Source organism: Vibrio natriegens NBRC 15636 = ATCC 14048 = DSM 759 (genome assembly GCF_035621455.1).
Classification (GTDB): Bacteria; Pseudomonadota; Gammaproteobacteria; order Enterobacterales; family Vibrionaceae; genus Vibrio; species Vibrio natriegens.
This window is the reverse complement of sequence record NZ_CP141822.1, coordinates 748,362-764,023: the sequence shown is the minus strand read 5'-3', so window position 1 is coordinate 764,023 and position 15,662 is coordinate 748,362. Positions and strand designations below refer to the sequence as shown.

General features: G+C 46.1%; 15 protein-coding genes. 13 read left to right on the top strand and 2 right to left on the bottom strand.

Annotated features, from left to right (window positions below):
* Nucleotides 1–6: 6 nt before the first annotated feature.
* Nucleotides 7–477 (bottom strand): zinc ribbon-containing protein, encoded by a 471-nt coding sequence (locus VER99_RS03450; RefSeq protein ID WP_014231053.1) that lies wholly within the window; start codon nucleotides 475–477, stop codon nucleotides 7–9.
* A gap of 154 nt (nucleotides 478–631) precedes the next feature.
* On the opposite strand from VER99_RS03450, the gene leuS reads away from it, so the two are divergent.
* The 12 genes from leuS (at nucleotide 632) to lipA (ending at nucleotide 13,189) form a co-directional block, all read left to right on the top strand.
* Nucleotides 632–3,208, top strand: coding sequence for a leucine--tRNA ligase (gene leuS, locus VER99_RS03445; RefSeq protein ID WP_020333724.1), 2,577 nt, complete (start codon nucleotides 632–634; stop codon nucleotides 3,206–3,208).
* A gap of 157 nt (nucleotides 3,209–3,365) precedes the next feature.
* Entirely contained in the window at nucleotides 3,366–3,908 is a 543-nt protein-coding gene (locus VER99_RS03440; RefSeq protein WP_014231051.1) for an LPS-assembly lipoprotein LptE, read from the top strand.
* A gap of 5 nt (nucleotides 3,909–3,913) precedes the next feature.
* Nucleotides 3,914–4,933: a DNA polymerase III subunit delta gene (gene holA / locus VER99_RS03435; protein WP_020333723.1), complete on the top strand. Its 1,020-nt coding sequence runs from the start codon at nucleotides 3,914–3,916 to the stop codon at nucleotides 4,931–4,933.
* 87 nt (nucleotides 4,934–5,020) lie between these two features.
* Nucleotides 5,021–5,338 carry a ribosome silencing factor gene (gene rsfS, locus VER99_RS03430; RefSeq protein WP_020333722.1) on the top strand — a complete coding sequence of 106 codons (318 nt, stop codon included), beginning with the start codon at nucleotides 5,021–5,023 and terminating at the stop codon, nucleotides 5,336–5,338.
* Nucleotides 5,339–5,342: 4 nt separating this feature from the next.
* Nucleotides 5,343–5,813 (top strand): 23S rRNA (pseudouridine(1915)-N(3))-methyltransferase RlmH, encoded by a 471-nt coding sequence (gene rlmH, locus VER99_RS03425; protein WP_010446437.1) that lies wholly within the window; start codon nucleotides 5,343–5,345, stop codon nucleotides 5,811–5,813.
* 29 nt (nucleotides 5,814–5,842) lie between these two features.
* Nucleotides 5,843–7,768 (top strand): penicillin-binding protein 2, encoded by a 1,926-nt coding sequence (gene mrdA / locus VER99_RS03420; protein WP_014231048.1) that lies wholly within the window; start codon nucleotides 5,843–5,845, stop codon nucleotides 7,766–7,768.
* Complete coding sequence (gene rodA, locus VER99_RS03415) at nucleotides 7,768–8,889, top strand: rod shape-determining protein RodA (protein ID WP_020333719.1); 1,122 nt, start codon at nucleotides 7,768–7,770, stop codon at nucleotides 8,887–8,889. Before mrdA ends, rodA begins: the two co-directional genes overlap by 1 nt.
* 2 nt (nucleotides 8,890–8,891) lie before the next feature.
* Entirely contained in the window at nucleotides 8,892–9,698 is an 807-nt protein-coding gene (locus VER99_RS03410) for a septal ring lytic transglycosylase RlpA family protein (RefSeq protein ID WP_014231046.1), read from the top strand.
* Nucleotides 9,699–9,791: 93 nt separating this feature from the next.
* Nucleotides 9,792–10,970 (top strand): serine hydrolase, encoded by a 1,179-nt coding sequence (locus VER99_RS03405; RefSeq protein ID WP_014231045.1) that lies wholly within the window; start codon nucleotides 9,792–9,794, stop codon nucleotides 10,968–10,970.
* A 139-nt stretch (nucleotides 10,971–11,109) separates the two neighbouring features.
* A complete protein-coding gene (gene ybeD / locus VER99_RS03400) occupies nucleotides 11,110–11,388 on the top strand; it encodes a DUF493 family protein YbeD (RefSeq protein ID WP_014231044.1) in 279 nt (92 codons plus the stop codon).
* 176 nt (nucleotides 11,389–11,564) lie between these two features.
* Nucleotides 11,565–12,227, top strand: coding sequence for a lipoyl(octanoyl) transferase LipB (lipB, locus tag VER99_RS03395; RefSeq protein ID WP_014231043.1), 663 nt, complete (start codon nucleotides 11,565–11,567; stop codon nucleotides 12,225–12,227).
* Nucleotides 12,224–13,189: a lipoyl synthase gene (gene lipA, locus VER99_RS03390; RefSeq protein WP_014231042.1), complete on the top strand. Its 966-nt coding sequence runs from the start codon at nucleotides 12,224–12,226 to the stop codon at nucleotides 13,187–13,189. The genes lipB and lipA overlap by 4 nt, the downstream gene beginning before the upstream one ends.
* Before the next feature lie 250 nt (nucleotides 13,190–13,439).
* Here the strand turns inward: lipA and glyA are convergent, their stop codons facing one another.
* Nucleotides 13,440–14,690 (bottom strand): serine hydroxymethyltransferase, encoded by a 1,251-nt coding sequence (gene glyA / locus VER99_RS03385; protein WP_020333718.1) that lies wholly within the window; start codon nucleotides 14,688–14,690, stop codon nucleotides 13,440–13,442.
* A gap of 345 nt (nucleotides 14,691–15,035) precedes the next feature.
* Here glyA and VER99_RS03380 point away from each other — a divergent pair, with 345 nt between their 5' ends.
* Nucleotides 15,036–15,641 (top strand): YitT family protein, encoded by a 606-nt coding sequence (locus VER99_RS03380; RefSeq protein ID WP_014231040.1) that lies wholly within the window; start codon nucleotides 15,036–15,038, stop codon nucleotides 15,639–15,641.
* The last annotated feature ends 21 nt before the right edge of the window (nucleotides 15,642–15,662 follow it).

The window sequence follows — 15,662 nt, the reverse complement described above, 5'->3', positions numbered from 1 at the left end:
TACTTGTTAAGGTTTTAAAGACTGACGACTAAAGCCAGTATGACCACATTTGATACACGGAATAATAACGGTTGGATGGTTATACGTGGTTTTATGACCACATTCATCACACACTAAAGTACCCAAACCAATCACATCACCAGCTTCATACAGGCCTTGATGCTCGAGGTCATCAAATAACTCAACCCATTCAACCTTGGTCCGGTCAGTAATTTCTAACAATCCTTGCCAGATTGAATCTGCAATCGTTAGGTAAAAAGGGCCACTTTTACTGTCTTCGTAATTTTCTGAAAACTCTTTTAAGTCAGATTTGACGTACGCTTTAATCAAAGCCAACTCATCTTTGGTCAGGTCATTCGCGGCTTCCACCACTTTGCCTGACGTCTCTATCGCTTTGTTAACTTCTTCAGGACTGTGCTTCAAGGTTTCGATCACATCCTCGAGCATTTCCTCATAACCTGTTTTACGTTTAGGCATAACTGACCTCCATCTTTCTCCTACCTGCGTGACTTGAGTACGCAAGGGTACAGATTGGCTATTGTTGTGATCCCTAGCTTTAGGTATTCTATGACGATCTATTTAAGTCTGTTCTAACCGAACTCACAAATTCCAAGATAACCGGATATCATCGATGCAAGAGCAATACAACCCACAAGACATTGAACAGAAAGTTCAAAAGCACTGGGATGACAACAAGACCTTTGTTGTAAGTGAAGACCCAAATAAAGAAAAATTCTACTGTCTATCTATGTTCCCATACCCAAGTGGTCGACTGCACATGGGTCACGTGCGTAACTACACCATCGGTGACGTAGTATCTCGTTTCCAACGCCTACAAGGCAAAAACGTGATGCAACCTATCGGTTGGGATGCATTCGGTCTGCCTGCAGAAAACGCAGCAGTAAAAAACAAGACAGCACCAGCGCCATGGACTTACGAAAACATTGAGTACATGAAGAACCAGCTTAAGCTTCTAGGCTTTGGTTACGACTGGAACCGCGAATTCGCGACCTGTACGCCAGAATACTACCGTTGGGAACAAGAGTTCTTCACTAAGCTTTACGAAAAAGGCCTGGTTTACAAGAAGACCTCATCAGTGAACTGGTGTCCAAACGACCAAACCGTTCTAGCGAACGAACAGGTTGAAGATGGCTGCTGCTGGCGTTGTGACACGCCTGTAGAGCAAAAAGAGATCCCTCAGTGGTTCATTAAGATCACTGAGTACGCTCAAGAGCTACTAGACGATCTAGACAACCTTGACGGCTGGCCTGAAATGGTGAAAACCATGCAGCGTAACTGGATTGGTCGCTCTGAAGGCGTTGAGCTTAAGTTCCAAGTGAAAGATCAAGCTCAAGATCTAGAAGTTTACACAACTCGTCCTGACACACTTATGGGTGTGACTTACGTGGGTATCGCAGCAGGCCATCCTCTTGCAGCATTAGCAGCAGAGAACAACCCAGAGCTTGCAGCATTTATCGACGAATGTAAGAACAACAAAGTTGCTGAAGCTGAGCTAGCGACAATGGAGAAGAAAGGTATGGCGACTGGCCTTACTGCGATTCATCCATTGAACGGCCGTGAAGTACCAGTATACGTAGCAAACTTCGTACTGATGGACTACGGTACAGGCGCGGTTATGGCTGTACCTGCTCACGACCAACGTGACTACGAATTTGCAACTAAGTACGGTCTGGACATCGTTCCTGTCATCAAACCAGTTGACGGTAGCGAGCTAGATGTTTCTGAAGCAGCATACACAGAGAAAGGCGTTCTGTTCGATTCTGGTGAGTTCGACGGTCTTGAATTCCAAGCAGCATTCGATGCAATCGCAGCGAAACTAGAAGCAGAAGGTAAAGGCACTAAGACTGTTAACTTCCGTCTACGTGACTGGGGTGTATCTCGTCAACGCTACTGGGGTGCACCAATCCCAATGGTAACGACTGAAGACGGTGAAGTTCACCCAGTACCAGCTGACCAACTACCAGTGATTCTTCCAGAAGACGTGGTGATGGACGGCGTAACGAGCCCAATCAAAGCAGACAAAGAATGGGCGAAGACGACATTCAACGGCGAACCAGCTCTACGTGAGACTGACACGTTCGATACGTTCATGGAATCTTCTTGGTACTACGCGCGTTACTGTTCACCACAAGCAGACGACATCCTGGATCCAGAAAAAGCAAACTACTGGCTACCAGTAGACCAGTACATCGGTGGTATCGAGCACGCTTGTATGCACCTGTTGTACTCACGCTTCTTCCACAAGCTTCTGCGTGATGCGGGCTACGTAACGTCTGATGAGCCGTTCAAGCAGCTACTATGTCAAGGCATGGTACTGGCAGACGCGTTCTACTTCGAGAACGAGAAAGGCGGCAAAGAGTGGGTTGCACCAACTGACGTGAAAGTTGAGCGTGACGGTAAAGGCCGTATCACCTCAGCTACCGATAACGAAGGTCGCAACGTTGAGCACTCAGGCATGATCAAAATGTCTAAGTCGAAGAACAACGGTATTGACCCTCAAGAGATGGTAGACAAGTACGGTGCTGACACAGTACGTCTGTTCATGATGTTCGCTTCTCCAGCAGACATGACGCTTGAGTGGCAAGAGTCTGGCGTAGAAGGTGCAAACCGCTTCCTGAAACGTGTTTGGAAACTAGTGAAAGAGCACACAGCAAAAGGTGCAGCAGAAGCGGTTAACGCAGATGCACTTTCTGGTGATCAAAAAGCACTACGTCGTGACGTTCACAAGACCATTGCGAAAGTAACCGATGATGTGGCTCGTCGCCAGACATTCAACACGGCTATCGCAGCAATCATGGAACTGATGAACAAGCTAGCGAAAGCGCCTCAAGAGTCAGCACAAGACCGTGCTATCCTTGATGAAGCTCTTAAAGCAGTAGTTGCAATGCTTTACCCTATCACTCCGCACATTTCATACGAGCTATGGACTGCACTGGGTGAGACTGACATCGACAACGCGACTTGGCCAACTTTCGATGAGAAAGCACTGGTTGAAGACGAAAAAACAATCGTTGTTCAAGTTAACGGTAAGCTACGTGCGAAACTGACAGTTGCAGCAGACGCAACTAAAGAGCAAGTTGAAGAGCTTGGTCTGAACGATGAGAACGTAACTAAGTTCACCGAAGACAAAACCATCCGTAAAGTCATTTACGTTCCGGGTAAACTTCTGAACATCGTTGCAAACTAATCATAGTCTGCAATTTCTCTCAGCTTAGCGAACTTATTCGCTAACCAAGAGTCATTAAACAGGGTAGTCCTCTACCCTGTTTATTTACCTCAAACCATTCCCACTGAGTGGTTTAAGGTAAATATCCCCCTTATGCAATTTAGGATGAATACAATCAATGCGCTTTTTCTCTTTGATTAAACTACCTGTGGTATTGGTATTAGCCGGACTTCTCTCTGCCTGTGGTTTTCACCTTCGCGGCGAATACTCTGTACCGGAAGAGCTGCACACCATGTCATTCACCAGTTACGATGAATACAACCAGCTAACCCGCTACGTGAAATCTCAGCTCACGCTGAATAAAGTAGAATTAGTTCAACCATCGTCAAGCGTACCAAACTTACATCTGATTGAGACAAGCCTTGAAGAGCGCACGCTATCGCTTTACCAAAACAGCCGTGCGGCAGAGAAAGAACTGACTTACGTTGTACAATACCGTGTCACGATCCCGGGTTATGGCACGAAGAACTACACCACTACAGTCAATCGCAACTATCTGGATAACCCACTGACAGCCTTGGCTAAGTCGGTTGAACGCGACGTGATTAAAGATGAAATGCACTTACAAGCTGCCAAGCAAATGATGCGTCAGTTAGGACGAGTGCGTGCAGAATACGAGTCTGGCGAAATTAACCAGCCAACTGCGAACACGAATTCTTAAGTAACATGCGAGTATATGCTGACAAGCTGGCGGATCATTTAGCCAAGCACATCAAGCCGATTTACCTGATCTTTGGTAATGAACCACTATTAATTCAAGAAAGCCGTCAAGCAATCCAAAAAACCGCATTCCAACACGGTTTTGAAGAAAAGCATCGCTTTGCGGTTGATGCGAGCTTAGATTGGAATCAGGTTTATGACTGCTTTCAAGCGCTCAGCCTGTTCTCCAGCCGCCAACTCATTGAGCTCGAAATACCAGAAAGTGGCATCAACACCGCAATAAGCAAAGAACTGCAGGCACTGTCAGACATGATGCATGACGACATCATGCTGGTCATCATCGGTAGTAAGCTGACTAAGGCGCAGGAAAACAGTAAATGGTTTAAATCGCTCAGCGCGAAAGGTGACTGGGTAAGTTGCCTGACACCAGACCTCCAGCGCCTGCCAATGTTCATTCAGGCTCGTTGTCGCAAACTTGGAGTAAAACCGGACCAGCAATCGCTGCAAATGCTCGCTCAGTGGCACGAGGGCAACCTGTTTGCACTGTCGCAAAGCTTAGAGAAACTCGCTCTACTTTACCCTGATGGCGAACTCACCATCGTGCGTTTAGAGGAAGCGTTAAGTCGGCACAACCATTTTACAACCTTCAACTGGATTGATGCTTTGCTGGCAGGAAAAGCTAACCGTGCCCAACGTATCTTACGTCAGCTTGAAGCTGAAGGCGTGGAGGCGGTGATTCTTATTCGTAGCGTGCAAAAAGAGTTCAACCAACTGCTGAGCATGCATCAGGATTTGACCAAGATGAACATAAACCAAGTGTTTGAAAAATACCGTGTGTGGCAAAATAAACGCCCTTTGTATAACGCAGCCTTGACTCGTCTTTCAGCCAGAAAAATCTTTAAGCTTGTGTCTCTTCTTACTCAGGCAGAGATAAAAGCTAAAACCCAATATGACGAATCCGTCTGGCCAACTATGCATCAATTGAGCCTGGAAACCGGCTCTCCTGATATTAAGCTGGCAATTTAAAAACCAAAGCGTGATATAGTGCGCGACCCGTTTTGCCAGATTAGCGCAAAACTATTTAGAGATAAGAGACAAACCGAGGAAAACCGAGTGCTTCGCGAAGAACTGAAAGACTTTCTAGCTGATAAAGCCGACGATATGAAAGCGGAAGATATCATCATCCTGAATGTGGAAGGCAAATCAAGCGTGACAGATTACATGATCATCTGCACGGGCACATCTAAACGCCACGTTTCATCCATCGCTGATCACGTTGCGACTGAAGTAAAAAAAGCAGGTCTTGAACCTTTGGGCATGGAAGGTGAGAACGAAGGTGAATGGGTAGTTCTGGATATGGGCGATGCCATGCTGCACGTGATGCAAGAAGAACACCGCGAGCTGTACCAACTAGAAAAACTCTGGGGTTAATCTTTTGAAAATTCAACTCATTGCTGTTGGTACAAAAATGCCAAAGTGGGTCGAGGAAGGCTTTCAAGAGTATCGCCGTCGTTTCCCGCACGATATGCCACTTGAACTCGTGGAGATTCCTGCCGGAAAACGTGGCAAGAACGCCGACATAGCGCGCATTCTGCAAAAAGAAGGCGAAGCGATGCTGGCCGCAGTGCCAAAAGGGAGCCGTATCGTCACTCTGGATATCCCTGGCAAAAAGTGGGATACCCCACAACTGGCTGAACAACTGGAAGCCTGGAAACTCGATGGGCGTGACGTATCGATTTTAATCGGTGGCCCTGAAGGTCTGGCTCCAGCATGTAAAGCAGCCGCAGACCAAAGCTGGTCATTATCAGCCTTAACGTTACCACACCCTCTGGTACGTATTGTTATGGCTGAAAGCTTATACCGAGCGTGGAGCATTACCGCTAACCACCCTTACCATCGCGAATAATCGCTGTTTAACTTTAGAGCCAAGCGTTAATGATTCATAGACGCCGCAGTCAAATTCGAGATTATCAAGCCGAAGCGCGCCTGTTTGCCAGCCGCGCTATCGTTGCATTTATCGGTATCGTCATTTTGATGGGAGCCCTGGTCGCCAACATGTACAACATTCAGGTGAACCAGTTCCAAGATTACCAAACTCGCTCTAACGACAACCGTATTAAAATCGTACCAATTGCGCCCAACCGCGGGCTTATTTACGATCGCAACGGTGTGTTACTGGCGGAAAACCGCCCTGTCTTTAACCTGGAGCTGACTCCAGAAAAAGTGAAAGACATTGATGAGACCATCAAAGAGCTGCAAACTATTCTGGAAATCACACCAGAGCAAATTGAACGCTTTCATCGTGAGCGAAAGCGTACCCGTCGCTTTAAATCTGTTCCTCTTCTCACTCAGCTGGATGAAAAGCAGGTTGCCGTATTTTCAGTCAACCAATATCGCTTTCCCGGCGTAGAAATCAGTGCGACCCTAAAACGTTACTACCCATTTAGTGAAGTGCTTACCCACGTGATTGGCTATGTTTCTCGCATCAACGATCGAGACATACAACGCCTGATTCGTGAAGAAAAAGCCTCGAACTATCAAGCGACCCGTGACATCGGTAAGCTCGGTATTGAGAAATATTACGAAGATATTCTCCATGGAACTGCTGGCTACCAAGAGGTCGAGGTGAACAGTCGTGGTCGGGTGATCCGCACACTGAAATATGTCCCACCCGTTCCTGGCAAAGATATTGTTTTGAACCTGGACATTAATCTGCAGCTTTATGTGCACCAGTTGCTTGATGGTCGTCGCGGCAGTGCCGTGGTTATCGACCCAAGAGATAACGGTGTGCTAGCGATGGTATCTAGCCCGAGCTACGATCCCAATGCCTTCGTTCATGGTATTTCTGGTAAGGCTTATCGTGCGCTACTTAACGATAAAAACCGACCTCTGGTTAACCGAACGACATTAGGTATTTATCCACCAGCGTCAACCATCAAACCATTTATGGCCGTTGCCGCGCTGCAAGAAGGCGTTGTGACTCCACAAACAACCCGTAATGATCCTGGCTACTGGCGTATTCCAAATTCCGACACTCGCCCTTTCCGCGACTGGCTGCGTTGGGGACATGGCCGTGTTGATATCATCAAATCAATTGAAGAGTCCGTGGATACCTTCTTCTACCAAGTGGCTTACGATATGGGCATCGATCGAATTTCCAGCTGGATGATGATGTTCGGCTTTGGTGATTACACCGGAATTGATATTTACGAAGAAAGTAAAGCCAACATGCCGACTCGTGAGTGGAAAATGTCTCGCCACAGAACACCTTGGTATAAAGGCGATACGATCCCGGTAGGTATTGGTCAGGGTTACTGGACTGCAACGCCGATGCAAATCGCTAAAGCGACCTCAGTGCTGGTCAACGACGGAGCCGTTACCGCCCCACACTTGCTTAAAGCTTCCATCAACAATGGTGGCGATTTCGACGAGCAGCACTCAGAGGAATACCTGAGTTATCCGCCGATTAAAGACGTACCGAAAAAGTACTGGGATATGGCGAAAGAAGGCATGCGCCGTGTAAACCATGGGGTTCGAGGTACAGCTCGTCGTTCGTTTTACGACATGAGCTACGAAACCGCCGGTAAATCCGGTACCGCTCAGGTATTCGGACTGGCTGAAGACGAAGAGTACAAGGCAGATGAAGTCGCCGAACATTTGCGTGACCACGCCTTATTTACTGGTTTTGCACCGTTTGATGATCCAAAAGTAGTCGTGACTGTGGTTCTTGAAAACGCGGGTGGCGGCTCAAGTAATGGTGCGCCTGTAGCAAGAAAAATCTTTGACCGTGTCGTACTTGGCCCGGAAAAAATCGAGCCTGAAGAAGATGAAAACAACGTTAAGCAAGAGGCAACGCAATAATGAAAATGGATCCCTCTACAGGTAAAAACCGAGCCCTGTTTGAACGCTTCCATATTGACTTGCCACTCTTACTTGGCATTTTAGCGTTGATGGCATTTGGCTTGGTGATCATGTACAGCGCGAGCGGCCAAAGTCTGGCGATGATGGATCGTCAGGCCATGCGTATGGTGCTCTCTCTTGTGGTGATGGTAGTGCTTGCACAACTTTCTCCACGCACCTACGAGAGTCTCGCGCCCTTGATGTTTGCGTCAGGAGTCATCCTGCTTTTTGGCGTGCTGTTTTTTGGTGAAGCGTCCAAAGGTGCCCAACGTTGGCTAAACCTTGGTTTCGTCCGATTCCAGCCATCTGAATTACTCAAGCTGGCCGTGCCGCTAATGGTGGCTCGTTATATTGGTCGTCAGCCACTTCCGCCAACCTTCAAAACCTTGATGGTTGCCTTAGTCATGGTGTGTGTACCGACCATATTGATTGCGAAACAGCCTGATTTAGGCACCTCGATCCTGATCGCGGCATCCGGTATTTTCGTTATCTTCCTTGCGGGCATCAGTTGGAGAATCATTGCGGCTGCGGCTGTTGCTCTGGGTGGCTTTATTCCAATTCTTTGGTTCTTCCTGATGCGTGAGTATCAGAAAACGCGTGTACGAACCTTGTTTAACCCAGAGTCTGACCCCTTAGGTGCGGGCTACCATATCATCCAGAGTAAAATTGCGATTGGGTCCGGTGGTATTTCAGGTAAGGGCTGGTTACACGGGACACAATCTCAGTTGGAATTTTTGCCAGAGCGACACACTGACTTTATCTTTGCAGTAATTGCTGAAGAATGGGGTATGATTGGTTTTCTTTGCTTATTAGCCATCTATCTCTTCATTATTGGTCGAGGCCTGTACCTTGCTAGCCAAGCACAGACCGCATTTGGACGAATGATGGCAGGCAGTATTGTACTTAGCTTTTTTGTGTATATTTTCGTAAATATCGGCATGGTAAGTGGCATCCTGCCCGTCGTAGGCGTACCGTTACCTCTCATCAGTTACGGTGGCACTTCAATGGTGACCTTGATGGCTGGCTTTGGTATTTTAATGTCAATTCATACGCACAGAAAAGCATTCTCTAAGGCGACCTAGACATGCAAAAACGCGCTTTATATTCCTTAGTTTTTTCTGCAGTTATTTTGGCTGGATGCTCATCAACCAGCCAGAAAACTCAGCAAGATGGCCGCTACGAACTTGAGTCTGATGTCGCGCCAGACACACCACTTTCAGTGGATCATATTGAAGACGCCTACCCTAAGTACGAACCATACAGCTTAGGCGGCAACAGAGATTACCATCTCCTTGGTAAGAACTACCAAATTGTACGCGACGCGAAAGGCTTTACCGAACAAGGACGAGCGTCCTGGTATGGTAAGAAGTTTCAGGGTCATTTGACGTCCAACGGTGAGATCTACGACATGTACTCAATGACAGCGGCACACAAAACACTGCCTCTGCCTAGTTACGTCAAAGTGACCAACACCGATAACGGCAAAACAACGGTAGTACGCGTGAATGACCGAGGTCCATTCCATGATGGCCGAATTATTGATTTAAGCTACGCGGCGGCACATAAGTTAGATGTACTTAAAACAGGCACCGCGAATGTCAAAATTGAAGTCATCAGCGTAGATAAACCGACCGACAAAAAGTCTTTGGACGAGCATCCTAAATACGTAATTCAGGTCGCATCTTCAAAAAATGAAAATCGCGCCCGAACTTTAGGCTCAGAACTCGGTCAAAAGCTGGATACGGATACTTTCCTTGAAAATGCGAAAGAGTCGTATCGCTTGTTATTAGGCCCGTTTAGTGACTATTCCCTGACGCAAGCCACACTGGATAAAGTAAAATTGCTCGGCTATTCGTCTGCATTTATTAAAAAACACAACACTGTAAAATGACGTAGGTTCATGGATTTCTCATTGAATCCCCTCTGATTATCGCTGGGGATTCTGATAAGATGTCCGCAGTTAAACCCAAAAATTTGAATTACCATGAATAAAAATAAGTTTGTGAAATCTATTCTCGTCTCATCCGTTGTTCTTTCAGCAACCTTTGCTCAATCAGCTCTTGCCGCACCGATCGTGGTACCAGACTCTCCTCAAATCGCAGCGAAAGGCTACGTACTGATGGATTACCATTCAGGTAAAGTACTGGCAGAGAAAGAGATGAACACAAAGTTGTCTCCTGCTAGTCTGACCAAAATGATGACCAGCTACGTTATTGGCCAAGAGCTAGCGCGTGGTAATATTTCAGAAGATGATGATGTAACCATCAGTAAAAACGCATGGGCGAAAAACTTCCCGGACTCTTCAAAGATGTTCGTCGAAGTTGGCACCACTGTAAAAGTAAAAGACCTGAACCGTGGCATTATCATCCAATCAGGTAACGATGCATGTGTGGCAATGGCAGAGCACATCGCCGGTTCGGAAGATGCTTTCGTTGATCTAATGAACGCATGGGCAAACACGCTGGGTATGAGTAACTCTCATTTTGCCAACGTGCACGGTTTAGATAACCCAGAACTTTACTCAACGCCATACGACATGGCACTGCTAGGTAAAGCGCTTATCCGTGATGTACCAAACGAGTACCGCGTTTACGCTGAGAAGAAGTTCACCTACAACGGCATTACCCAATACAACCGTAACGGCTTGCTTTGGGATAAGAGCATGAACGTTGACGGTATCAAGACAGGCCACACAAGTAACGCTGGTTACAGCTTGGTAAGCTCTGCAACTGAAGGCCAAATGCGTCTGGTTGCGGTAGTGATGGGCACTAAAGATGCTAACGCTCGTAAATCAGAGAGTAAAAAGCTGCTAAGTTACGGCTTCCGCTTCTTCGAGACTGTTGCTCCACATAAAGCTGGCGAAACATTCGTAGAAGAAAAAGTATGGATGGGTAACAAAGACACGGTTGCACTTGGCCTGGATAAAGATACTTACGTAACCCTTCCACGTGGTGAAGCTAAGAATCTAAAAGCAAGCTTCGTACTTGAAAAAGAGCTAGAAGCCCCAATTAATAAAGGTGATGTAGTTGGTAAGCTATACTATCAAATCGATGGTGAAGATATTGCCGAATACCCGCTAATGGCACTGGAAACCGTAGAACAAGGCAGCCTATTCAGCCGTATGTGGGATTACATCGTATTGTTAGTTAAGAGCTTCTTCTAAAGACAGCTAAAGATTAACAAACCGATTCATTAAGCCGCCGATTATGGCGGCTTTTTAAGTCAATAATCCTTGCCTTGAGTTCACCTTAAATTGACTGTACTATTTCGCACCGCAACGAATACCAACTGGAGTTACCGATATGCTAACCATCAACTCTGATGCTAAATTAAAAGACCTGCTTGAGTTCCCTTGTTCTTTTACTTACAAGGTAATGGGTCATGCAAAGCCTGAGCTTCCAGAACTTGTTCTTGAAGTGATTCAGCGCCATGCACCTGGTGACTACAGCCCAACAGTAAAACCTAGTGCGAAGGGCAACTACCACTCGGTGTCTATCAATATCACAGCGACCTCAATCGAGCAGGTTGAAGTCCTATATAAAGAACTGGGCGAAATCGACATCGTTCGTATGGTTCTATAAAAATTTGATAAATTAAATTTTTTTTGAAAGCAGCTTCGGCTGCTTTCTTTTTACATATCAACAAGATAGTAGAAAAATACTTACCTTTGAGTTAAAAAACTGTTACTCAATGGTAGAGTAGAAGGATTATCCAGTTTATAATCCAAACACTTTATATAATCGCGACAGGAAATGCCATGCAACACCAACTTGTTGTAAAACGACTTGGCCGCCAGGACTATGAGCCCGTATGGAAGGCAATGCATGAGTTCACAGACCAACGTACAGAAGAAACACCTGATGAAGTTTGGTTGGTGGAACATAACCCAGTATTTACTCAAGGTCAGGCAGGTAAAGCCGAGCATCTGATCAACACTGGTGATATTCCTGTCGTGCAAAGCGACCGCGGCGGTCAAGTGACTTACCATGGTCCGGGCCAGTTAGTCGCATACTTCCTGATTAACCTGCGTCGCAAAAAATTAGGAGTACGAGATCTCGTTACCAACATAGAGAACCTCGTGATCAACACGCTAAAAGCATACAATATCGACTCTGCAGCAAGACCAGACGCTCCTGGTGTCTACGTCGATAGTAAAAAAATATGCTCTCTCGGCTTACGTATTCGTAAAGGCTGTTCCTTTCATGGCCTCGCCTTAAACGTCAATATGGATTTAACACCATTCCTGCGCATTAACCCTTGCGGGTATCAAGGCATGGAAATGGTTCAGGTAAGCCAATTTGGTGGACCGGACGATGTGGAAGCTGTAGAAAAGCAACTAATAGAAGAACTCGTTACTTTGCTCGACTACGAGCAAGTGGAATTCAGCACAGAAGCACCTTCTCAAGGTAATAAAGCATGAGCAAACCAATCCAGATGGAAAAAGGCGTTAAATATCGTGACGCCGACAAAATGGCATTGATTCCAGTAAAGAACATGCCTACAGAGCAGAAACAAGTGCTGCGTAAGCCTGATTGGATGAAGATCAAGCTACCAGCCGATAGCCAACGAATCCAAGACATTAAAGCAGCAATGCGTAAGAACAAGCTTCACTCTGTATGTGAAGAAGCATCTTGCCCGAACCTGGCTGAATGTTTTAACCACGGTACTGCGACCTTTATGATTCTGGGCGCAATCTGTACTCGTCGTTGTCCTTTCTGTGATGTTGCTCATGGCCGTCCATTACCACCAGAAGCGGAAGAGCCACAAAAGCTGGCGAAAACCATCGCTGATATGAAGCTGAAGTATGTAGTAATCACTTCTGTAGACCGTGATGATCTGCGTGACGGTGGTGCACAACACTTCGCTGACTGTAACCGCGAGATCCGTGCGTTGAACCCTAACATCAAGATTGAAACTTTGGTTCCTGACTTCCGTGGCCGTATGGACGTCGCTCTTGATCTGATGAAAGATAACCCGCCAGATGTTTTCAACCACAACTTGGAAACTGCGCCACGTCTTTACCGCAAAGCTCGTCCGGGTGCAAACTACAAGTGGTCTCTACAACTGTTGAAGAAATTCAAAGAACAGCACCCAGATGTACCGACTAAGTCAGGTCTGATGATGGGTCTTGGCGAGACTAAAGAAGAGATCGTCGAAGTACTGAAAGATCTGCGCGAACACGGCGTAACGATGCTAACGCTTGGTCAGTACCTGGCGCCAAGCCGTCACCACCTGCCAGTAGAACGTTACGTTCCACCATCAGAGTTTGATGAGCTTAAAGAGATCGCGCTGGAACTTGGTTTTACACACGCAGCGTGTGGCCCATTTGTTCGCTCTTCATACCATGCCGATATGCAGGCTCAAGGTATAGAAATCAAGTAATCCATTGATTCTGAAAGTTAAAAAGGTTGGCACTTCGCCAACCTTTTTTTGTGTCTGGCATTTTTTTGTATCTAGCAAATGATGATAAAAAGCCATTCCAAACGCCAGACAAACAAAAAGGCCCTCAATTGAGGACCTTTAATATATCAATGTTCAAAGTAGATGAGTCGAGTTCTAGGAGAACACACGGAGTTTGCGCGAGCAAATGAGTATGTTCGACACCGAAATCGGCTCACTCTATGAAGAACAATTATGCGTAAACTGGTAGACGCTTACAAATATCTAGCACTTTCTGTTTTGTCGCTTCGATAACTTCTTCGTTGTCGATGTTATCAAGAACGTCACACATCCAGTTCGCTAGCTCTTTTGCGTCTTCTACTGTGAAGCCACGGCGAGTGATTGCTGGCGTACCTACACGGATACCAGACGTTACGAATGGGCTACGTGGGTCATTTGGTACTGAGTTTTTGTTTACTGTGATGTTCGCTGCGCCTAGTGCTGCGTCAGCTTCTTTACCAGTAATGTTCTTGTCGATTAGATCAACTAGGAACAGGTGGTTTTCTGTACCGTTAGAAACGATTTTGTAACCGCGCTCTTGGAACTGAGCAACCATTGCTTTCGCGTTTTCAACAACGCGAGCTTGGTATGCTTTAAATTCAGGTTCCATAGCTTCTTTGAACGCTACAGCTTTACCAGCGATAACGTGCATTAGAGGACCACCTTGACCACCAGGGAAAACAGCTGAGTTCAGCTTTTTGTACATGTCTTCGCCAGCGTTAGACAGGATAAGACCACCACGTGGACCTGCTAGTGTTTTGTGCGTCGTTGTTGTTACAACGTGTGCGTATGGTACTGGTGTTGGGTAAACGCCTGCTGCGATAAGACCAGCAACGTGAGCCATATCTACGAATAGGTAAGCATCAACTTTGTCTGCGATTTCACGCATGCGTTTCCAATCAACGATTTGAGAGTAAGCTGAGAAACCACCGATGATCATCTTAGGCTTGTGCTCAATCGCAAGCGCTTCCATCTCGTCGTAGTTGATTTGACCAGCTTCGTCGATACCGTAAGGGATAACGTTGTAGTGCTTACCAGAGAAGTTTACTGGTGAACCGTGAGTCAGGTGACCACCGTGTGCCAGGCTCATGCCTAATACTGTATCGCCTGGGTTCAGAAGCGCCATGTATACTGCGCTGTTTGCTTGAGAACCAGAGTGAGGCTGTACGTTTGCGTATTCACAACCGAATAGTTCACATGCACGATCGATTGCTAATTGTTCCGCTTTATCTACGTACTCACAACCGCCGTAGTAACGCTTGCCTGGGTAGCCTTCAGCGTATTTGTTCGTTAGCTGAGAACCTTGAGCTTCCATTACACGTGGGCTTGTGTAGTTTTCAGAAGCGATAAGTTCAATGTGTTCTTCCTGGCGAAGAGTTTCTTCCTGGATAGCTGCGAACAGTTCCGCATCGTAATCTGCGATGTTCATATCACGCTTAAGCATCTGTATCTCCTGACTCAGATTAGTACTGAAATTGGCAAAAAAACTGTTTAATGACCGAGCGCAAACGTTTCCGTCACCCTAATGGCGCGCATTCTACATAATTTGATCTGGGTCATAAAGAGAAAATTTAAATTTTTCTCATGCAGTTTCTTCATGATGACAAGTAATAAATATCATGTCGATGTTGCAATCATTTAAACAACAGTCATTACTGTCAATTTTGTGCTTTACACCCTGTAAAACAGCAATTACATAGGTTTACCGTAAATTTTAGCCTCTAGCTACCGAAAAGATCATCTTTTTACTATGATGCCAGCCTTATTTCTCACCTATGACTGTAAATTGATGGAAAAACACTCGTTAAAAGAAGACTGGATAGCAATTCTCACAGGTACCTTTTTGGTTGCTCAAGGCGTTTTCTTTCTCCAATCCGCGCAACTCCTTACTGGAGGAACCACCGGGTTGGCTTTGCTCATTAGCCAATTTACACCTTTTACCTTTGGTGTGCTGTACTTTTTAACTAACTGCCCTTTTTATCTGTTAGCTTGGAAACGCTTTGGACGTCACTTTGCCATCAATAGTGTTATTTCTGGTGCTTTAGTTTCAATTTTTGCCGATCATCTTTATTTACTGATTTCATTAGAGTCAGTCAATGAAATCTATTGTGCTGTCGCGGGCGGGCTACTGATGGGGTTAGGCATGCTAATCTTGTTTCGTCATCGCTCTAGCCTGGGCGGCTTTAATGTTTTGTGTTTGTTTATCCAAGATAAATTTGGCATTTCTGTCGGCAAGAGTCAGATGGCGATTGATGTGTGTATTGTATTGGCGTCGATGTTCTTCGTCTCACCTTGGGTAATCGCTTTGTCAGCCTTAGGGGCGTTTGCGCTCAATCTGGTACTCGCCATGAACCACAAACCACATCGATACTCTGTTACCTACGGCTCTCAGTAACCTCTACGAAAAAAGGCTTTG